General features: G+C 68.7%; 13 protein-coding genes. 10 read left to right on the top strand and 3 right to left on the bottom strand.

Annotated features, from left to right (window positions below; all coding sequences use genetic code 11):
- The first annotated feature begins 17 nt into the window (after nucleotides 1–17).
- On the top strand, nucleotides 18–458 hold the full coding sequence (locus GGR64_RS14490) for a hypothetical protein (RefSeq protein ID WP_160967945.1): 441 nt from the start codon (nucleotides 18–20) through the stop codon (nucleotides 456–458).
- Between the two features lie 261 nt (nucleotides 459–719).
- On the opposite strand, the gene GGR64_RS14485 is transcribed toward GGR64_RS14490, so the two are convergent.
- A complete protein-coding gene (locus GGR64_RS14485; RefSeq protein WP_184646688.1) occupies nucleotides 720–2,153 on the bottom strand; it encodes a class II fumarate hydratase in 1,434 nt (477 codons plus the stop codon).
- A 390-nt stretch (nucleotides 2,154–2,543) separates the two neighbouring features.
- The gene (locus GGR64_RS14480; RefSeq protein ID WP_184646686.1) at nucleotides 2,544–3,548 is read right to left on the bottom strand and encodes a YiiG family protein; all 1,005 of its coding nucleotides are present in this window, start codon (nucleotides 3,546–3,548) and stop codon (nucleotides 2,544–2,546) included.
- A gap of 398 nt (nucleotides 3,549–3,946) precedes the next feature.
- Here GGR64_RS14480 and GGR64_RS14475 point away from each other — a divergent pair, with 398 nt between their 5' ends.
- From GGR64_RS14475 to GGR64_RS14435, 9 genes are all read left to right on the top strand, one after another.
- A complete protein-coding gene (locus GGR64_RS14475) occupies nucleotides 3,947–5,266 on the top strand; it encodes a hemolysin family protein (RefSeq protein ID WP_184447732.1) in 1,320 nt (439 codons plus the stop codon).
- A 37-nt stretch (nucleotides 5,267–5,303) separates the two neighbouring features.
- Nucleotides 5,304–6,671, top strand: a complete 1,368-nt coding sequence (purB, locus tag GGR64_RS14470; RefSeq protein WP_184646684.1) for an adenylosuccinate lyase — start codon at nucleotides 5,304–5,306, stop codon at nucleotides 6,669–6,671.
- 122 nt (nucleotides 6,672–6,793) lie between these two features.
- Nucleotides 6,794–7,399, top strand: coding sequence for a DUF3060 domain-containing protein (locus GGR64_RS14465; RefSeq protein WP_184646682.1), 606 nt, complete (start codon nucleotides 6,794–6,796; stop codon nucleotides 7,397–7,399).
- Between the two features lie 285 nt (nucleotides 7,400–7,684).
- Nucleotides 7,685–8,926 carry a cupin domain-containing protein gene (locus GGR64_RS14460; protein WP_184646680.1) on the top strand — a complete coding sequence of 414 codons (1,242 nt, stop codon included), beginning with the start codon at nucleotides 7,685–7,687 and terminating at the stop codon, nucleotides 8,924–8,926.
- Nucleotides 8,927–8,933: 7 nt separating this feature from the next.
- A complete protein-coding gene (locus tag GGR64_RS14455) occupies nucleotides 8,934–9,833 on the top strand; it encodes a GNAT family N-acetyltransferase (protein ID WP_184646678.1) in 900 nt (299 codons plus the stop codon).
- Nucleotides 9,834–10,017: 184 nt separating this feature from the next.
- Entirely contained in the window at nucleotides 10,018–12,843 is a 2,826-nt protein-coding gene (locus GGR64_RS14450) for a 2-oxoglutarate dehydrogenase E1 component (RefSeq protein WP_160970481.1), read from the top strand.
- Nucleotides 12,844–12,888: 45 nt separating this feature from the next.
- Nucleotides 12,889–14,103, top strand: a complete 1,215-nt coding sequence (gene sucB, locus GGR64_RS14445; RefSeq protein WP_184646676.1) for a dihydrolipoyllysine-residue succinyltransferase — start codon at nucleotides 12,889–12,891, stop codon at nucleotides 14,101–14,103.
- A gap of 111 nt (nucleotides 14,104–14,214) precedes the next feature.
- Nucleotides 14,215–15,672, top strand: coding sequence for a dihydrolipoyl dehydrogenase (lpdA, locus tag GGR64_RS14440; protein WP_184646674.1), 1,458 nt, complete (start codon nucleotides 14,215–14,217; stop codon nucleotides 15,670–15,672).
- A 217-nt stretch (nucleotides 15,673–15,889) separates the two neighbouring features.
- A complete protein-coding gene (locus GGR64_RS14435; protein WP_184447725.1) occupies nucleotides 15,890–16,483 on the top strand; it encodes a TIGR00730 family Rossman fold protein in 594 nt (197 codons plus the stop codon).
- A 542-nt stretch (nucleotides 16,484–17,025) separates the two neighbouring features.
- Here GGR64_RS14435 and GGR64_RS14430 read toward each other — a convergent pair.
- Complete coding sequence (locus tag GGR64_RS14430) at nucleotides 17,026–19,911, bottom strand: EAL domain-containing protein (protein WP_160970473.1); 2,886 nt, start codon at nucleotides 19,909–19,911, stop codon at nucleotides 17,026–17,028.
- Between the last annotated feature and the right edge of the window lie 137 nt (nucleotides 19,912–20,048).

Here is a 20,048-nt window from a genome sequence, read left to right as displayed (position 1 = left end):
CCCACTGCACCGCCTCCATGAAGAAGACGCTGTTCGCCTGGTTCTCGCTGCTGTCGTTGTGCCTGCTGCTCGCCGCCTGCGGCGGACGCGGCGGCGAGACCACTTCCTCGCGCGCCGAGCGCAGCAAGCCGCGGGTGGCGGTGGACAGCATGAACGTGATGTTGCGCCGCGCCCCGGCCGCCAATGCCACCATCGGGCCCGACGGCAGCCTGCGCATCGACGACATCGAGCTGCCGCTGCCCCCCGCACAGCGCACCGAACTGCAGCAGTTGTTCATGCACCTGCAGATGCAGCGCCAGCGCACCCTGGAGACCGCGGCGCCGGATCCGAACATGCGCTCGGTCGGCTTCGCGCCGACCCCGGAGATCACCGCCGCGCAGGCGGCGGTGCTGCGCGACATTCCGTCGCTGCAGCCGTACCGCGACAGCTTCGGCAACCTGCAGGCCGAGCGCCGCTGAGGGCTGCCGGCGCCGGCAATCCCGGCACGAGGGAGCCTCGAAGAATTGGAGGCGTCCCTGTAGGAGCGGCTTTAGCCGCGATGGACGTTCTCGGTAAAGCCCGTCGCGGCTGAAGCCGCTCCTACGAGGGTTTGCGGAGCGGTGTCCGGGCGCGATGTGGGAGGGACTTCAGTCCCGACTGCTTTCACCGTGCGAGCGTCCACTGCGCCTGGCACGCCATAACGCCATGCCAGGCCTTGCTGCTTGCAGCGCCAGCGCGCCTCAGCCGCCGCCGCCCGCGCCGGCGTGGATGCCGCCCTCGGTCAATGCGGCGGGGTCCAGCAGCCGGCGCAGTTCGTCCTCGCCGAGGCCGCTGTCCTCCTTGGCCACCTCCAACACCGGCCGGTTCTCCTTGTAGGCGCGCTTGGCGATCGCCGCGGCCTTCTCGTAGCCGATGATCGGATTCAGCGCGGTGACCAGGATCGGGTTGCGGTCCAGCGCCTCGCGCACGCGCTCTTCGCGCACCTTGAGCCCGGCGATCGCCGAATCGGCCAGCAGCACCGATACGTTGCCCAGCAACTGGATCGACTCCAGCAGGTTGGCCGCGATCAGCGGCAGGGTCACGTTCAACTGGAAATTGCCGGTCTGCCCGGCCACGGTGATCGCGGTGTGGTGGCCGATGACCTGCGCGCAGGCCATCACCGTGGCCTCGGGAATCACCGGATTGACCTTGCCCGGCATGATCGAACTGCCCGGCTGCAACGCCGGCAGTTCGATCTCGCCGAGGCCGGCCAGCGGCCCGGCGTTCATCCAGCGCAGGTCGTTGGCGATCTTGATCAGCGCCACCGCCAGCGCATTGAGTTGCCCGGACAGTTCCACCGCGTCGTCCTGCGCGGCCAGGCCCTCGAATTTGTTCTCGGCGCTCTCGAAGGTGAAGTCGGTCAGCGCCGACAACGCCTTGGCGACCTTGCCGCCGAAGCGCGGATCGGCGTTGATGCCGGTGCCGATCGCGGTGCCGCCCAGCGGCAGCCGGCGCAGGCGCTTGAGGCTGTCGTCGATGCGCGCCTGCGCCGACACCAGTTGCGCCGACCAGGCGCCGAACTCCTGGCCGAAGGTCAGCGGCATCGCGTCCATCAGGTGGGTGCGCCCGGTCTTGACCACGCCCTGCAGCTGCTTGGCGCGCTTGTCGATCGTCTTGCGCAGGTGCTTGAGCGACGGCAGCAGGTGCTCGCGCGCGGCCAGCAGCGCGGCGACGCGGATCGCGGTCGGTACCACGTCGTTGGAACTCTGGCCGAGGTTGACGTGGTCGTTGGGATGCACCGTCGGCAGTGCCTTGCTGCCGTGCTTGCCCTCGCCCTTGGCGGCGCGGTTGGCCAGCGTGGCAATGACCTCGTTGGCGTTCATGTTCGACGAAGTGCCCGATCCGGTCTGGTAGATGTCGATCGGGAAGTGCGCGTCGTGGCGGCCGTCGGCCACCTCCAGCGCCGCGGCCTGGATCGCCTTGGCGACGGCCTTTGGCAACAAGTCCAGGTCGGCGTTGACGCCGGCCGCGGCGGCCTTGATCAGGCCCAGCGCGCGGATGAAGCCGCGCGGCATCGGCTGCCCGGACACCGGAAAGTTCTGTACCGCACGCTGGGTCTGCGCCCCCCACAAGGCATCGGCGGGCACCTGCAGTTCGCCCATGCTGTCGTGTTCGACCCTGAATTTGTCACTCATTGCGCAATCTCCGCATCTGCAAAAAGGAATCCATCGGCGCCGTCATCGGACGTCCGGGGAGGCAGGCTGGCGGGATTGCGGCTGGCGCGCGCATTATCCGTGGCGCAGCGCCCGGCGTCAGCCAGTGTGCGCCGGCGGATGTTAGGAATGTCTGGAGGCGCGAGAAGCGCGGCAGCCCGCCATGACCGGCAGGCGTATGCGGTCCAGGATCGACTTTGCGAAGCCTGGCAACGGCGCGACGCATGATGGCACATTCCGCGAGCGCGCTATCGTGATGCGGACGGCGCGAACCGTGCGCACCGTCGGCGAAGGACGGGACTCCGGCATGCCGGGGCCGCCCTGGCGACGGCACCGGCGGGACCGGCGGCCTTGCGCCGCCGGCCCGCGCGCTCAGCGCTGGCGGTTGCTCTGGAACACCAGGTCGTTGTAGCTCTTCATCAAGCGTGCCGGCGAGCCTTCCGGCGCGACGATCGGGTTGTCCAGCGAGCGCTGCTCGAATGCGCTGTACGGGATCTTTTCCGCCACCCGCTTGATGCGCGCCTTGGATTCCTTGCGGAAGTTCTCCGCGGCGGTCTCGAAACCGCTCCAGTCGGACTTGCCCGGCTCCTGGTTGGCGACCTTGGCATGCGCCTCGTCGGACAGGCTGTTGAAGCCCGCCACCAACGCCGTGGCCTTGGCGGTGTCGAAATCGTCGTCCTGCATCAGGCTGACGATGTCCTTGGCCTCGAGCATCATCGACAGCCGATAGAAGTCGCGGGTGCGGCCCTCGGCCTTTTCCATCGCCTTCAACTGCTCGCGCTGGGCGGCGTCGTTCTGCGCCTCCAGTTCGTGGCTGAAGGCCTCGCTGGCCTCGTGGAATTCGGACAGCGCGGCCATCAGCGGCGCATGCATCTGCTTGCCCTTGGCGAACTGGTCGTCCTGGTAGTCCTCGCGGTCGTAGTAGTCGCGGGCCTGGTTGGCCAGCGGCTGCAACGTCTTCAAGGCGGCCAGATAGCGCTTCGCCGCCGCATCCAGGGCCGGCAAGGACGGCTTGGCCGCGATCGCCTGGGTCATCGGCGCATCGCACAGCTTCATCGCGTATTCGTCGATCGGGGCGGGCCCGTACACGCTGGTTTCCTTGCCGGTGGGGCCGACCTTGGGGTCGGCCATCCAGCGTATGTACTGCTGCGCACCTTCGTGGATGCGGCCATCGACCTTGTTGAAGCATTCGATGTAGGCGTTGAGCTTGCTGGTCAGCGCCTGGTCCGCGTCGCTGGCGCCAGCGTCGGAGGATGCGTGGCTGGCATCGGCACCGGCATCGGACGCAGTCGGCGTGGCCGAGGGCTTGCCGCCGCAGGCGGTCAGGAAAACGGACACAGCGGCGGCCAGCGCCGCCAGACGCAAAGAAGATTTCATGGGGGAATGTTGATGTTGAAAACGGTTACAGAAAGTTTAGCAAACGAAAAGATTGTGGTGGCGTGATGGTTGGAGGCCGGGATGATCAGCCATTCGGCTGCTGAAAGGCCGGCGATTCGGGATTGGGGATTCGCAACAGCGACTCCGCGCGCTGATCCACGGCGCATGTTGCAGCGCTGGCATGTGACGGAATACGCGAGACGGCGCGCGCCGGCGGCAACGACGCAACGCATCGGCTAGACTGCGGCGACGTATCACCGATGGAACGCGCACGCCGCCATGGGCGACGATTCAGACTGTAGATGCCGGCGCACGCTGCGCCGGGCCACGCACCCCGCCGTTTCCACCCCTTCCGCCCGGCGCCATGACGCGCCAGCGGCGCGCGCCGGGGAACGCACATGATCGGCAATCTCCTGCTGCTGGCGCTGGCGATGCTGCTGGTGCTGCTCAACGGTTTCTTTGTCGCCGCCGAGTTCGCCCTGGTCAAGCTGCGCCACACCCAGGCCGTGGGGCTGGCCGAGCACCACGGCTGGCGCGGCCGCCTGCTGCTCAATGTGCACGGCCACCTCGACGCCTACCTGTCGGCCTGCCAGCTCGGCATCACCCTGTCCTCGCTGGGCCTGGGCTGGGTCGGCGAACCGGCCTTCGCGCACCTGCTGCAGCCGCTGTTCGACCTGCTGGGGCTCAGCGAGGAGGCGGCACGCCTGAGCGCCTTCATCATCGCCTTCAGCGTCATCTCGTTCCTGCACATCGTGCTCGGCGAACTGGCCCCCAAGTCGATGGCGATCCGCCGCCCGGAGCGCATGTCGCTGTGGACCGCCGCGCCGCTGTACCTGTTCTACTGGGCGATGTATCCGGCGATCTGGCTGCTCAACACCAGTGCCAACACGCTGTTGAAGGCGATGGGCTGGGGCGAGGTCGAGCATGCCTCGCACCGCTACTCGCGCGAGGAACTGAAGCTGATCGTCGGCCGCCAGCAACCCGCCGGCGGCGCGCCCGATCACGAACTGACCCTGATGAGCCACGCGCTGGAACTGCCGGAACTGGTGGCCGGCGATCTGATGCGCGCGCGCGACCATCTGCGCGGGTTCCGCGAGGGCATGGCGCTGGACGCGGTGATGGCCGAGTTCGCCGAGAGCCGCTACAGCCGCTACCCGTGGTTCGACCGCGACGGCGAGCAGGTGCTCGGCATCCTGCACATGAAGGACCTGCTGGTGGAGATCGCCGGCGGCCGCCGCAGCGACGACCTGCGCCCGCTGCTGCGCCCGGCCAACCTGATCGCGCTGGAGACGCCGGTGCCGCTGGTACTGGAGCGCTTCCGTACCGGCGCCACGCACATGGCGCTGTGCGTGGACGAGCACGGCCGCATCCTCGGCTACTTCACCCTGGAAGACCTGCTGGAAGTGGTGGTCGGCGACATCGAGGACGAACACCCGCACGTGGTCAAGGACGCACCGACCCGCGGCGCCGACGGCAGCGTGCTGGTCGCCGGCTCGACCTCGATCTTCCGCCTCGAGCGCCTGCTCGGCCGCGACCTGCGCGCGCCGGAGCACCTCAACTCGGTGGGCGGACTGATCGTGCACCAGTTGCAGCGCCTGCCCGAGGAAGGCGAGCAACTGCAGATCGACGGGCACCTGTTCACGGTCAAGCGCATGGCCGGGCATCGCATCCAGGCAGTGACCGTGCGCCTGGCGCCGGCCGAGGCCGCGCCGACGTAGAATGGCGCCCCCGCCGACACCACCCCACGCCCTCGCCATGTCCGATTCCGCCCTGCTCGCCCTGTCCCCGCTCGATGGCCGCTATGCCGGCAAGGTCGACGCCCTGCGGCCGATCTTCTCCGAATACGGCCTGATCAAGGCGCGGGTGAAGGTGGAGATCGAATGGCTGCTGGCGCTGGGTGCCGAGTCGGGCATCGGCGAGCTGGCCGCGTTCTCGCCGGCGGCGGCGCAGCGCCTGCGCGCGCTGGCCGACGGCTTCGGCGTGGAACACGCGGCGCGGGTCAAGCAGATCGAGCGCACCACCAACCACGACGTCAAGGCGGTGGAGTACTTCATCAAGGAGCAGCTCAAGGACGACGCCGAACTCGGCCCGGCCCTGGAGTTCGTGCATTTCGCCTGCACCAGCGAGGACATCAACAACCTCAGCTACGGACTGATGCTGGAGCAGGCCCGGCGCGAGGTGCTGCTGCCGACCCTGGACGCAGTGATCGCCACGCTCCGCGCGCTCGCGCATGCGCAGGCCGCGCAGCCGATGCTGTCGCGCACCCACGGCCAGACCGCCTCGCCCACCACCCTGGGCAAGGAGATCGCCAACGTCGTCGCGCGCCTCGAGCGCCAACGTCGGCAGATCGCCGCAGTCGAACTCACCGGCAAGATCAACGGCGCAGTGGGCAACTACAACGCCCACGTCGCCAGTTACCCCGACGTCGACTGGCCGGGCTTCGCCCAGCGCTTCGTGGAAAGCCTGGGCCTGGTGTTCAACCCCTACACCACCCAGATCGAGCCGCACGACAACGTCGCCGAACTGGGCGACGCCGCCCGCCGCGCCAACACCGTGCTGATCGACCTGGCGCGCGACATCTGGGGCTACATCTCGCTGGGCTACTTCAAGCAGAAGCTCAAGGAAGGCGAAGTCGGCTCCTCGACCATGCCGCACAAGGTCAACCCGATCGACTTCGAGAACGCCGAAGGCAACTTCGGCATCGCCAACGCCCTGTTCGAGCACTTCTCGGCCAAGCTGCCGATCAGCCGCTGGCAGCGCGACCTCACCGACTCCACCGTGCTGCGCGCGCTCGGCACCGCCTTCGGCCACACCCAGGTGGCACTGGACTCGCTGGCCAAGGGCCTGGGCAAGCTGACCGTGAACCCGGAGCGCCTGGATGCCGACCTGGATGCCGCCTGGGAAGTGCTGGCCGAAGCCGTGCAGACGGTGATGCGCCGCCACGGCCTGCCCAACCCCTACGAGCAGCTCAAGGCGCTGACCCGCGGCCAGGGCATCACCGCCGCCTCGATGCGCGCCTTCGTCGAGACCCTGGAGCTGCCCGAGGACGCCAAGCAGCGCCTGCGCGACCTGACCCCGGGCGGCTACGTCGGCCTGGCCGAGCGGCTGGCGCGCGGCATCTAGGGCGTGTCACCAATCCCCGCGCAATCGCGCCCCTTCGGGTTGGTGACACGCCCTAGCCGCGGCCCGTCCATCCTGGGTTAATCGGCCAGCGGCATGCTGGTGGCTCACAGCAGAGCCCCACGATGAAACGCAACCCGTTGTTTGTGCTGCCGCTGCTGGCCCTGGTCGGCTGCGCCCAGGCGCCGCGCCCGCCGGCCGGAGATGGCGCGCACACCGCCGCCACGCGCACCGTGGTCATGCAGGCCGCGCCGCCGCCGATCGCGGCGGCACCGTCGGCCGGCGACATCGCCGACGGCGACGAGCGCGACGCCGAGGCGCCGATCCGCATGGCCGCCTCGGCCAGCGGCGAAATCGATTGCGACGGACGCGACCTGAACATCGTCGGCCGCGACGCCACCCTGGTGCTGCACGGCCACTGCGCCACGGTCAGCCTGTTCGGCCGTAACGGCAATCTGCAGATCGAGCGGGCCGACACCCTGCGCGTCCTCGGCGACAACGCCCAGGTGGCGATGCGCGGCGACGCCGGGCAGGTCGCGCTGTTCGGCCGCCATGGCCGGCTGCAGATGGCGCGCATCGCCACCCTCGAAGTGTCCGGCGACCAGAACCAGCTGCAGGCCAGCGAGATCGACACCATCGCCCTGCAGGGCAACGACAACGCCATCGTCCAGCGCAGCGGCACTGCTCAGGTCGACGACGGCGGCCGCGACAACCGCATCCTCAGCCAGTAGCGCGCCCGGCGCTGCGCTACCCGCTGCCTGTGCCCAACGGGGCGCCGCCGCGACTCCCAAGCCCCGTTGCACCTAGCGCCGCCCATGGGCCGCGCGCACGTGGTCACCTGCGACGCGCGGTCGCGGCACACGGCCAGGGCGGCCAACGGTCCCTTATCCGTGCGCAGCGGCGTACACGAAGGCCAGCGCGATGGCCCCACGCGCCAAACCGGCGGACAATGGCAGGGTCGGCCGGCGCCGCTGCGCGCCGCCCTTTACCTTCCGCGTTGCAAGGACCCATCGCCCATGGCTGCCCGCAAGACCGCCGCTCCCGCCTTCGAACTCCACGCCCGCCCCGGGCAACCGCTGGGCATGCCCGCCGCGACCTTCCTGCGCGACTACTGGCACAAGCGCCCGCTGCTGATCCGCAATGCCTTCCCCGGCTTCGTCTCGCCGATCGAGCCGGGCGACCTGGCCGGCCTGGCCTGTGAGGAGGCGGCGCTGTCGCGGCTGATCGAGCACGACCGCGCCAACGATCGCTGGCGCGTGCGCAGCGGCCCGTTCCAGGAGCAGGAGTTTCCCGGCATGCCCGACCACGACTGGACCCTGCTGGTGCAGGACGTGGACAAGTGGGACCCGGACATCCGCGCCCTGCTCGAGCAGTTCCGCTTCCTGCCGCGCTGGCGGGTGGACGACGTGATGGTCAGCTTCGCCGCGCGCGGCGGCTCGGTCGGCGCGCACGTGGACCACTACGACGTGTTCCTGCTGCAGGCCCACGGCCATCGCCGCTGGCAGATCGACGCCAGCGTCGCGCTGGGCCGGCCGGCGCCGCCGACCGACTTCCGCGACGACGTGGAGCTGAAGCTGCTGCGCCAGTTCGACCCGACCCACGACTGGGTGCTGGGGCCGGGCGACATGCTGTACCTGCCGCCGCTGGTGCCGCACCACGGCGTCGCCGAGGACGCCTGCCTGACCTTCTCGGTGGGCATGCGCGCGCCGTCCTCGGCCGAGCTGATCGCCGATTACCTGGACACCCTGATCGACGGCGCCGACGAGGCGCTGCGCTACCACGACGAAGACCTGCAGGCGCCGGCCGACCCCTACGAGATCGATGCGGCGGCGATGGGCCGCGTGGTCGAGGCGCTGAACGCGCTGCGCATGAACGACCCGGACAAGCTGGGTGCCTGGTTCGGCCGCTTCATCACCACCTACCGCGCCGCCGGCGAGATCCTGCCGCCGACCGGCCTGCCCCCCGCGGAGGAGATCGCCGCCGCGCTGGAACAGGGCCTGGTCCTGCAGCGGCATCCCTGGGCGCGGCCGGCCTGGCGGCGGACCAGCCGCGGCGCCATGCTGTTCTGCAGCGGCCAGGAGTTCGCGCTGCCGGTCAAGGACGCCAAGCGCCTGGCCGCGGCCGAGCACATCGACGGCACGGACTACGCGGCGCTGTCGGCGGCCGGCAAGCAGGCCCTGCTGGAGCTGATCGAAGGCGGCTTCTACCAGCCGCTGGAGGACGAGGACGCGACCGACGCGGACGCCGACCCGGCCTGATCCGACCATGCCCGGCCCCGGTTTCCGCATCGCTGCGCTGGATCCCGTCCACGACGGCGCCGAACTGCGCGCGCTGCGTGCCGCGGCCGGCACCGCCGCGGACCCGGCCGACGCCGCGGCGTCGGCGCTGGACACGCTGGGCGACCACCTGGTCGCGCGCAGCGACGACGGCCAGGCGGTGGGCGCGGCCCGGCTCGGCGCGGATCGGCGGATCGCCGCCCTGACCGTGCGGCCGGACTGGCGCGGGCGCGGCGTCGGCAGCGCGCTGCTGCGCAGCCTGATCGAGGAAGCGCAACGCCGGCGCTGGCCGCAACTGGAGTTGCATGCGCCCGCTGCCGCCCTGGCGTTCTGTGCCCGCCACGGCTTCCTGCCGCCGCCGGGCGGCATGGCCGCCACCGCGGAGGCCGTGCCGCTGCGCCGGCGCTTCGACGGCGCCGTGGCGGTGGAGGACGCGGCGATGGCGATCGCCGCCAGCATCGCGGTGCTGGCGCAGGCCCGCCGCCAGGTGCTGATCCATAGCCGCGCGCTGGATCCGGGTCTGTTCGACGATGCGCGGGTGCTGGAGCAGGTGCGGCGCTTCGCGGTCGCCGCGCACGCCAAGCAAGTGTGGATACTGCTGCACGACGCGGCCGCGCCGCAGCGCGCCGGCGCGCCCCTGCTGGCCCTGGCACAGCGCTTGCCCAGCGTGTTCCAGTTCCGCGAGGTCAGCGATCCGGTGGACCGCAGCGACGCCACCGCCTCTCTGGCGAACGAGGGCGGCGGCTACTACTTCCGTGGTCTCGGTCACCGTTACGACGGCGAGACCGACCTGCTCGGCGGTGGCCGCGCGCGGCAGTTGCGCACCTCTTTCGAACGGATATGGGAGCGCGCACGCCCCTGCAGCGAACTGCGCGCCCTGGGTTGGTGAGGCGGCCGGACCGGCGCCGCCATGCGCGCCGCGGATGAACCGGGATCGGCCTTGACCACGCCGAATGCACACCCCGGCTGGTTCATGGGGGTATAATTTTTGCGCTTGATTACGCCCGCGCGGCCCACGCGTCCGCCGGTTCCTACCGCAAGCCACTCCAACAAAGCGACCCGACCCCACCATCGTGGACAATCTACTCAAGCAGTTTGCGCAGTCATCGCAACTCGCCGGCGGCAATGCCGCCTATATCGAAGACCTGTACGAACAGTATCTGGTCTCTCCCGACAGCATCGATCCCAAGTGGAAAACCTACTTCGACGGCTTCCAGGGCCGCGATGCTGGTGACGTCCCCCACTCTGCGGTCATCGCCCACATCGCCAGCGCCGCGCGCCAGGCCGCCAACAGCGGCACCGGCCCGAGCGGCGACGAGCGCGAGCGCCATGTCGGCCGCCTGATCACCGCCTACCGTTCGCGCGGCCACCTCGGCGCGCGCCTGGATCCGCTGGGCCTGACCCCGCCGGTGAACCCGCCGGACCTGGGCCTGCCGTTCCACAGCCTGTCGGAAAGCGATCTGGGCAGCGAGTTCAGCACCGGCGGCCTCGGCGGCCAGCCGCGGATGAAACTGCGCGATCTGCTGTCGCGGCTGAAGGCGACCTACACCGGGTCGATCGGCAGCGAGTTCATGCACATCTCCGAGTTCGAACAGCGCCAGTGGATCTACCAGCGCCTGGAGAACGCGGGCGGCAACATCGCCGGCGACGCCGCCAGCCGCCGCCGCACCCTGGAGCGGATTACCGCCGCCGAGGGCCTGGAGCGCTACCTGCACACCAAGTACGTCGGCCAGAAGCGCTTCTCGCTGGAAGGCGGCGACTCGCTGATCCCGATGATGGACGTGCTGGTGCAGCGCGCCGGCAACGACGCGGTCAAGGACATCGTGGTCGGCATGGCCCACCGCGGCCGCCTCAACGTGCTGGTCAACACCCTGGGCAAGAACCCGCGCAAGCTGTTCGACGAGTTCGAAGGCAAGTTCGAGCACGCCCACGACGACCGCGCCCACACCGGCGACGTGAAGTACCACATGGGCTTCTCCGCCGACGTGGCGGTGGCCGACGGCAAGTCGGTGCACCTGGCGCTGGCGTTCAACCCCTCGCACCTTGAAATCGTCGATCCGGTCGTGGTCGGCAGCGTGCGTTCGCGCCAGGAGCGCTACGGCGACGCCGCGCGCAAGTCGGTGCTGCCGGTGATCATCCATGGCGATGCCGCGTTCGCCGGCCAGGGCGTGGTCATGGAGCTGTTCCAGATGTCGCAGGCGCGCGGCTTCGCGGTCGGCGGCACCGTGCACATCGTGGTCAACAACCAGATCGGCTTCACCACCAGCGCCCGCGACGACGCCCGCTCCACGCTGTACTGCACGGACGTGGCGAAGATGATCGGCGCGCCGGTGTTCCATGTGAACGGCGACGATCCGGACGCGGTGGCGTTCGTGGCCAACCTGGCCTACGACTTCCGCCAGCAGTTCAACAAGGACGTGGTCATCGACCTGGTCTGCTACCGCCGCTGGGGCCACAACGAGGCCGACGAGCCGGCGGCCACCCAGCCGGTGATGTACCAGACCATCCGCAAGCACAAGACCACCCGCGAGCTGTACGCCGCCCAGCTGGAAAGCGAGGGCGTGCTGCAGGCCGGCGAGGCCCAGGCGCTGGTCGACAGCTACCGCAACAAGCTCGACTCGGGCGAATACACCACCGAGCTGGCGACCCGCAAGCCGGACGAATTCGCCATCGATTGGTCCAAGTACCTGTCGGGCAAGCTGACGGACAAGGTCGACACCACGGTCAAGCGCAAGACCCTGGACCAGCTGGCCAAGCTCATCACCACCATCCCGGGCGGCGTCGAGCTGCACCCGCGCGTGGCCAAGATCTACGAAGACCGGGTGAAGATGGCCGCCGGCGAACTGCCGGGCGACTGGGGCTTCGCCGAGAACCTGGCCTACGCCACCCTGCTCGGCGAAGGCCACAAGCTGCGCCTGGTCGGCCAGGACGCGGGCCGCGGCACGTTCTTCCACCGCCACGCGATCCTGCACGACCAGAAGACCGACAGCTACTACCTGCCGCTGCGCCAGCTGGTGGAGAACCCGGAAGACGCCACCGTGATCGACTCGCTGCTCAGCGAGGAAGCGGTGATGGGCTTCGAGTACGGCTACTCCACCACCGATCCCAATGCGCTGTGCATCTGGGAAGCGCAGTTCGGCGACTTCGCCAACGGCGCGCAGGTGGTGATCGACCAGTTCATCGCCGCCGGCGAAGCCAAGTGGGGCCGCATCACCGGTCTGGCCCTGTTCCTGCCGCACGGCTACGAAGGCCAGGGCCCGGAGCACAGCTCCGCGCGTCTGGAGCGCTTCCTGCAGCTGTGCGCGCTGGAGAACATGCTGGTCTGCGTGCCGACCACCCCGGCGCAGGCGTTCCACATGATCCGCCGGCAGATGCGCATGTCCACGCGCAAGCCGCTGGTGGTGATGACGCCCAAGTCGCTGCTGCGCCACAAGCTGGCGGTGTCGACCCTGGAAGAACTGGCCGACGGCGAGTTCCAGCACCTGATCCCGGACGCCAAGGCCGACCCGAAGAAGGTCAAGCGCGTGGTCGCCTGCTCGGGCAAGGTCTACTACGACCTGCTCGAGGACCAGACCAAGCGCGGCCAGGACGACGTCGCCATCCTGCGCGTGGAGCAGCTGTACCCGTTCCCGCGCGAGCTGCTGTCGGCCGAACTGAAGCGCTACGGCAATGCCACCGACCTGGTCTGGTGCCAGGAAGAGCCGCAGAACCAGGGCGCCTGGTACCAGATCAAGCACCACCTGCAGGCCTGCCTGGCCGACGGACAGAGCCTGCACTACGCCGGCCGCGCCCGTTCGCCGTCTCCCGCCGCCGGCCATTTCGCCGAGCACGTGGAAGAGCAGCTGAAGCTGGTCGCCGATGCGCTATTGAATCCGTTCAACGACCAAGTCGCTGAATAACCTCCTTTCACATTCAAAAAAGACACCACTAGGACGCCCCCTGCAATGGCCACCGAAGTCAAAGTTCCGGTACTGCCCGAATCCGTATCCGACGCCACCATCGCCAGCTGGCACAAGAAGGCCGGCGACGCGGTCAAGCGCGACGAGAACCTGGTGGATCTGGAGACCGACAAGGTCGTGCTGGAAGTGCCCTCGCCCGTCGATGGCGTGCTGAAGGAGATCAAGTTCGAAGCCGGCGCCACCGTGACCAGCTCGCAGTTGCTGGCGATCATCGAGGAAGGCGCCACCGCCGCTGCGGCTCCGGCCGAAGCCAAGGTCGCCGAGGCGCCGAAGGCCGAGGCGCCCAAGGCGGCGGCCGCGGAAGCGCCGAAGGCCGCCAAGGCCGACGCGCCGAAGGCCGCTGGCGACGTCTCCAGCCTGCCGCCGGGCGCGCGTTTCAGCGCCATCACCGAGGGCGTGGATCCGTCGCAGGTCGAAGGCACCGGCCGCCGCGGCGCGGTGACCAAGGAAGACATCCTCAACTACGCCAAGAACGGCGGTGCCGGCAAGGCCAGCGGCGCACGTCCGGAAGAGCGCGTGCCGATGACCCGCGTGCGCAAGCGCATCGCCGAACGCCTGATGCAGTCGAAGAACTCGACCGCGATGCTGACCACCTTCAACGAGGTCAACCTCGCCAAGGTCTCGGCCGCGCGCAAGGAACTGCAGGACGAGTTCCAGAAGGCCCACGGCATCAAGCTCGGCTTCATGAGCTTCTTCGTCAAGGCCGCGGCCAACGCGCTGCAGCGCTTCCCGCTGGTCAACGCCTCGATCGACGGCGACGACATTATCTATCACGGCTACAGCGACATCTCCATCGCCGTGTCCACCGACAAGGGCCTGGTCACGCCGGTGCTGCGCAACGTCGAGCGGCAGTCCTTCGCCGACATCGAACAGGGCATCGCCGACTATGCCAAGAAGGCGCGCGACGGCAAGCTGAGCCTGGAAGAACTTCAGGGCGGCACCTTCACCGTGACCAACGGCGGCACCTTCGGCTCGCTGCTGTCGACCCCGATCATCAACCCGCCGCAGAGTGCGATCCTGGGCATGCACGCGATCAAGGAGCGTCCGATCGCCGAGAACGGCCAGGTCGTGATCGCGCCGATGATGTACCTGGCGCTGTCCTACGACCACCGCATCATCGACGGCAAGGACTCGGTGCAGTTCCTGGTCGACATCAAGAACCAGCTGGAAAACCCGGGCCGGATGCTGTTCGGTCTGTGATGAAAGCCGGGATTGGGGATTGGGGATTCGGGATTGGCGCAAGCGCTCCCGTTCCCCGGTGCCCGCTCTTGCGAATCCCCAATCCCCAATTCCTAATCTCGTGAGCGAAGAATGAGCGAACAAGAACAATTCGACGTCGTCGTCATCGGTGCCGGTCCTGCCGGCTATCACGCGGCCATCCGCGCCGCGCAGCTGGGCCTGAAGACCGCGTGCATCGACGCGGCGCTGGGCAAGGACGGCAAGCCGGCGCTGGGCGGTACCTGCCTGCGCGTGGGCTGCATCCCGTCCAAGGCGCTGCTGGATTCCTCGCGCCAGTTCTGGAACATGGGCCACCTGTTCGGCGAGCACGGCATCAGCTTCAAGGATGCCAAGATCGACGTCGCGGCGATGGTCGGCCGCAAGGACAAGATCGTCAAGCAGTTCACCGGCGGCATCGCGATGCTGTTCAAGGCGAACAAGATCACCCCGTACTACGGCTTCGGCGAGCTCCAAGCAAACGCGGGGCAGCCGGGCAACGTGGTCAAGGTCAAGCAGCACGACGGTAGCGAAGTCGAGCTGAAGGGCACCAACGTGATCCTGGCCGCCGGTTCGGATTCGATCGAACTGCCGTTCGCCAAGTTCGACGGCGAGACCATCGTCGACAACGTCGGCGCGCTGGACTTCACCGAGGTGCCCAAGCGCCTGGCAGTGATCGGCGCTGGCGTGATCGGCCTGGAACTGGGCAGCGTGTGGAAGCGCCTGGGCGCCGAGGTCACCATCCTCGAAGCGCTGCCGGACTTCCTGGCCCTGGCCGATGCCGAAGTGGCCAAGACCGCGCTGAAGGAATTCAAGAAGCAGGGCCTGGACATCAAGCTCGGCGCCAAGGTCTCCAAGACCGAGATCACCGGCAAGGGCAAGAAGCAGGAAGTGGTCGTCACCTACGCCGATGGCGAAGGCGAGAAGACCCTGACCGTGGACAAGCTGCTGGTGGCCGTCGGCCGCCGCGCCGCCACCAAGGGGCTGCTGGCCGACGGCACCGGCGTCAAGGTCAACGAGCGTGGCCAGATCGAGGTCGATGCGCACTGCCACACCGGCGTCGACGGCGTGTGGGCGATCGGCGACTGCGTGCGCGGGCCGATGCTGGCGCATAAGGGCTTCGAGGAAGGCATCGCGGTCGCCGAACTGATCGCCGGCCTGCCCGGCCACGTCAACTTCGACACCATTCCGTGGGTCATCTACACCGAGCCGGAAATCGCCTGGGTCGGCAAGACCGAGCAGCAGCTCAAGGCCGAGGGCGTGCCGTACAAGGCCGGCAGCTTCCCGTTCGCGGCGATCGGCCGTGCGGTGGCGATGGGCGAGCCGGCGGGCTTCGTCAAGGTCATCGCCCACGCCGAGACCGACCGCGTCCTGGGCATGCACCTGGTCGGCGTCGGCGTCTCCGAACTGGTCCACGAAGGCGTGCTGACCATGGAGTTCAACGGCTCGGCCGACGACCTGGCGCGCATCTGCCACGCCCACCCCACCCTGTCCGAAGCGATTCACGACGCGGCCATGGCGGTGAGCAAGCGGGCGATCCACAAGGCCAATTGAGGCTGGGATTGGGGATTTGGGAGTGGGGATTCGCAACAGCGCCCCTCTCCTGCCCCGCCCGGCAGCCGCACAACGCCGGGCACATGCCCGGCGTTGTGCTTTGCGGATCGCCGCACGCGTGAAGCGATCAAGCGATGACCCGCGCCCGCTCCGGCAGCATCAGCGCCCCGACAAACCCACCGCTTTTACGAATCCCCAATCCCGACTCTCCAATCCCATGAAAAGCATCTGCGTCTACTGCGGCTCCAATGCCGGCAACAAGCCCGCCTACGTCGAACGCGCCACCGCGCTGGGCACACGCATCGCCGAGCAGGGGCTGCGCCTGGTCTATGGCGGCGGCAATGTCGGCCTGATGGGCACCGTGGCCAATGCGGTGCTCGCCGCCGGCGGCGAGGTCACCGGCGTGATTCCCAAGCAACTGGCCGACTGGGAAGTGGCGCACCGCGGCCTCACCGAGCTGGAGATCGTCGGCTCGATGCACGAACGCAAGTCGCGCATGTTCGACCTGTCCGATGCCTTCGTCGCGCTGCCCGGCGGCTTCGGCACCATGGAAGAAATCTTCGAGATGCTGACCTGGCGCCAGCTCGGCATCGGCAACAAGCCCTGTGCCTTCCTCGACGTGGAAGGCTTCTACGCCCCGCTGATCGGCATGATCGATCGCATGGTGGAGGAACGCTTCCTGCACCCGGACCAGCGCGCCGACCTGTGGTACGGCAGCGACATCGAGACGATGCTGGGCTGGATGCGGGAGTACACGCCGGCGCAGGCGTCGAAATGGATTGACGAAAAGCGCCGCAACGCGCTGCGCTAAGAGCAACCGATCGGCGGTAAGCGATTGGCGCGTGGCGACGCGTTACGAATTTCGGCGTCTCACTACTCCCGTTGCGCGGCGCGGCTCGACGAGAAGCGCCGCAACGGGCTGCGTTGAGAGCATCGGATCAGCGGTTAGCGACTGGCGCGTGGCGACGCGTTATAGATTCCGGCGCCTCACTACTCCCGTGGCGCGGCGCGGCTCGACGAAAAGCACCGCAACGCGTTGCATTGAAACCCAAGGCAGCGTGTCGGCGGCGAGCGCAGGGCCCTCGGTGTCGCGCTTAGGGCACCTCACATGACGACAGGAAGCGCCCTGTAGGAGCGGCTTAGCCGCGACCGGGCTTTACCGGGAACGCCCGTCGCGGCTGAAGCCGCTCCTACGCGACAAGCGGCGATGGCGAAACCGTCGTTCACTCCAGCGTCCGGGATGACGGAGGCGCGAATCGAACAAACGCGCCGCAATACAGCGAGCTGCGGCCAATGCGCGCGTGCCGACAGCGAGCACCACGCGCATGGCGACGCGCTCCGCATGCGATCGCCTCAGAGCTGTTGCGGCGCGGCGGCCGGGCGCCCGAGCAGATAGCCCTGCCCATAATCGCAGCCCAGTTCGCGCAGGGTCGCCAGTTGTTGTTCGGTCTCGATGCCCTCGCCCACCGTCTCGATGCCCAGCGTGCTGGCCAGGGCGAGAATGCCGCGCACCAGTGCGTGGCTGCCGGTGCTCCCCTCGTCCTGCAGGCCGGCGACGAAGCTCTGGTCGATCTTCAGCACCGAGATCGGGAAGCGGTGCAGGTACGACAGCGCCGAGAAGCCGGTACCGAAGTCGTCCAGCTGCGCCAGCACGCCGCGCTCGCGCAAGGCCTGCAGGATGGTCAGGGTGCGCGGCGCGTCGTCGAGCAGCGCCACCTCGGTGATTTCCACGCGCAGGCGACGCGGATCGGCGCCGGCGGTGTCGATCAGCCCGAACAGCCGCTCGGTGAAATCCGGCGAGCGGAAGTGCCGCGGCGAGACGTTGACCGAAACGTAGCCGCCCTCGCTCTGCGCCAGGCGCCGGATCACCTGCGCGTACAGCAGCCAGTCGACCTGCTCGATCAGGCCACTCTCCTCGCCCAGGTCGATGAACTGGCTCGGCACCAGCAGCCCGCGGCTCTCGTGACGCCAGCGCAACAGGGCTTCGTGGCCGATCACCTCGCCATCGTGCAGGCGCACGATCGGCTGGTAGAACGGCTCGAAGTCGCGGTTGTTGATCGCACGACGCAGGTCCGCCTCCAGGTCGAGGCTGCGCAGCGCCGCCTCGCGCATGGCCTCGTCGAACACCACGCAGCGGTCCTGGCTCTGCGCTTTGGCCCGGTACATGGCCGCGTCCGCATCGCGCAGCATCTCCTCGCCGTTGTGGTAGCGCGGATGCCAGGCGGCGATGCCCAGGCTGCCGGACGGAAACAGTTCGCGGCCGGCCACCCACATCGGTTGGCCGAGCACGTGCAGCAGGCGTCGCGCCAGCTCGCGCGCACCATCCAGGCCGTGCTCGCAGGGCGTCAGCACCGCGAACTCGTCGCCGCCCAGGCGCGCCACCACGTCCTGGCCGCGGATCGTGGACACGATGCGCTTGGCCACCTGCACCAGCATCTCGTCGCCGGCAGCGTGGCCGATGCTGTCGTTGACCAGCTTGAACCGGTCCAGGTCCAGGAACAGCACGGCAAAGGTCCTGCCGCCGCCGCGGGCACGCGAGATCGCCTCGCTGAGCCGGTCCAGCAGATGCGAGCGGTTCGGCAAGCCGGTCAGCGCATCGTGCAGCGCCTGATGGGTCAGGCGCTGCTCGGCGCGCCAGCGTTCGGCGATCTGCGCCAGCAACTGCTCGTTGACCTCGGCCAGTTCGCGGGTGCGCTCGTCCACGCGCTGCTCCAGCTCCGCATGCGCCAGCCGCAACCGCTCCTGCGCGCGCTGCCGCGCCAGGCCGCTGCCGACGTTGTGCGCGACGAAGGTCAGCAGGCGCTGGTCGTGCTCGGTGAAGCGCACCTTGGCGACGTAGCTCTGCACCACGATCGCGCCGATCACCTCGCCCTCGTCGAACAGCGGCGCGCCCAGCCAGCTGTAGGGACGCTGGCCGTATTCCTGCACCTCGCCCTGCGCCAGCAAGGCATCGATGTCGGACAGTTCGAGCAGTTGCGGGCGCCGCACCCGCATAACGTATTCGGTCAGGCCGCGGCCGCGGCGCCGTTGCGGCCGGTACGGGGTGAACTCGTCCACCGAATACACGAACTCCAGCATGGTGTCGTCGTCGGACAGCAGGGCGATGTACAGATTGCGTGCGTCGATCAGCCCACCGATGATGGCATGCACCTCGGTGTAGAACTGCTGCAGGCTCTCCGACCGGATCGCCAGCTCGGCGATGCGGAACAGCGCCAACTGCAACATCTCGGCGCGCTTGCGCTCCTGGATCTCGTCCTGCAGATCGCAGTTGGCCCGCTGCAGTTCCTGTGTGCGCAGGTCCACCCGCCGCTCCAACTGCACCTGCGCGTGGCGCCGGTCCATTGCGGTCTGCACGTGCTGCGCCACATAGGCCAGCAACGCGCGGTCGGCATCGGTGTAGCGCAACGCGTAGTCGTAGTTCTGCACCACGATGGCGCCGCACACGCGGCCTTCGCGCAGCATCGGCACGCCGAGCCAGTCGCGGCTCTCCGGACCGTGGCCGATGTTGTCGCCCAACTGCAGGCGTTCGCGCACCTGTTCCGACGGACCGCGCACCGCGCGGCCGTGGCGCAGCAGGGCGAAAGTGAGGCTGTACGGCATGTCGCGCAGGAAGTAGGTCTGCTCCGGATCGGCGACGAAGTCGTCGTGGCGGTCGGAGAAGTACAGGAAGCGCATGCTCTGCTGGTCTTCGTCGTACTCGACGATGTAGCAGTTCTCCGCATACATCAGCGATTCCAGCACGGCGTGCACGCGCTGCAGCATCTGGCTCATCTCCAGATCGGCGCCGGCCAGGTCGGCGATCTCGTACAGCGCCTGCTGCAGCTGCTTGGATTTTTCCAGGCCCTCGATGCGCGCGCGCATGCGCTCGGTGTCGAGCAGATTCAGGCCGAAGGCGACCGCGGCATCGCACCAGGCCGCGCGTTGGGCCTCATCCAGGGGGTGCGCCAGTTCCGCGCCGATGGCCACGCAGGCGCCCTCGGCGGTGCGATGCACGTGCAGCACGGCCGGCACCGTCGACGGCAGCGGCGCGGTATCGGCCAGCGCCTCCGCGACCAGCGCCTGCAACCACCCCGGCGCATCCGCGCTTGCCCCGTGCAGGCGGCCGACCACGCCGTCGCCGCAGCCGATCGCCACGGCGCTGCCCGGCGGCAACAGGCCGCACAAGGCCTGCGCCGTGCGGGCGGGAGCATGGCCGCCAGAGGGGTCTTCACGGACGGTGGTGGACGAATTGAACAGCATCGACGACAACTCCTGCAGGGCCCCCCGGAACTGCTCCACGCTCGCCCTTCACATCAGCATACCCGTTGCATGCGCCGATCGACGCCCGCTCGACCCCGAAGTGGCGAGATGGGCGTTTGTCTACAGATGTTGCCCGA

Origin of the sequence: Xanthomonas sp. 3307, from assembly GCF_014199735.1 — a bacterium.
Classification (GTDB): Bacteria; Pseudomonadota; Gammaproteobacteria; order Xanthomonadales; family Xanthomonadaceae; genus Xanthomonas_A; species Xanthomonas_A rydalmerensis.
Note: the sequence above shows the minus strand (reverse complement) of the source record. Positions and strands in the feature narration are given on the sequence as shown.

What these genes read in the sequence shown, in the direction of transcription:
- GGR64_RS14490 (WP_160967945.1), top strand. Translation starts at nt 18, where the DNA reads ATGAAGAAGACGCTGTTCGCCTGGTTCTCGCTGCTGTCGTTGTGCCTG.
- GGR64_RS14485 (WP_184646688.1), bottom strand. Translation starts at nt 2,153, where the DNA reads ATGAGTGACAAATTCAGGGTCGAACACGACAGCATGGGCGAACTGCAG.
- GGR64_RS14480 (WP_184646686.1), bottom strand. Translation starts at nt 3,548, where the DNA reads ATGAAATCTTCTTTGCGTCTGGCGGCGCTGGCCGCCGCTGTGTCCGTT.
- GGR64_RS14475 (WP_184447732.1), top strand. Translation starts at nt 3,947, where the DNA reads ATGATCGGCAATCTCCTGCTGCTGGCGCTGGCGATGCTGCTGGTGCTG.
- purB (WP_184646684.1), top strand. Translation starts at nt 5,304, where the DNA reads ATGTCCGATTCCGCCCTGCTCGCCCTGTCCCCGCTCGATGGCCGCTAT.
- GGR64_RS14465 (WP_184646682.1), top strand. Translation starts at nt 6,794, where the DNA reads ATGAAACGCAACCCGTTGTTTGTGCTGCCGCTGCTGGCCCTGGTCGGC.
- GGR64_RS14460 (WP_184646680.1), top strand. Translation starts at nt 7,685, where the DNA reads ATGGCTGCCCGCAAGACCGCCGCTCCCGCCTTCGAACTCCACGCCCGC.
- GGR64_RS14455 (WP_184646678.1), top strand. Translation starts at nt 8,934, where the DNA reads ATGCCCGGCCCCGGTTTCCGCATCGCTGCGCTGGATCCCGTCCACGAC.
- sucB (WP_184646676.1), top strand. Translation starts at nt 12,889, where the DNA reads ATGGCCACCGAAGTCAAAGTTCCGGTACTGCCCGAATCCGTATCCGAC.
- lpdA (WP_184646674.1), top strand. Translation starts at nt 14,215, where the DNA reads ATGAGCGAACAAGAACAATTCGACGTCGTCGTCATCGGTGCCGGTCCT.
- GGR64_RS14435 (WP_184447725.1), top strand. Translation starts at nt 15,890, where the DNA reads ATGAAAAGCATCTGCGTCTACTGCGGCTCCAATGCCGGCAACAAGCCC.
- GGR64_RS14430 (WP_160970473.1), bottom strand. Translation starts at nt 19,911, where the DNA reads ATGCTGTTCAATTCGTCCACCACCGTCCGTGAAGACCCCTCTGGCGGC.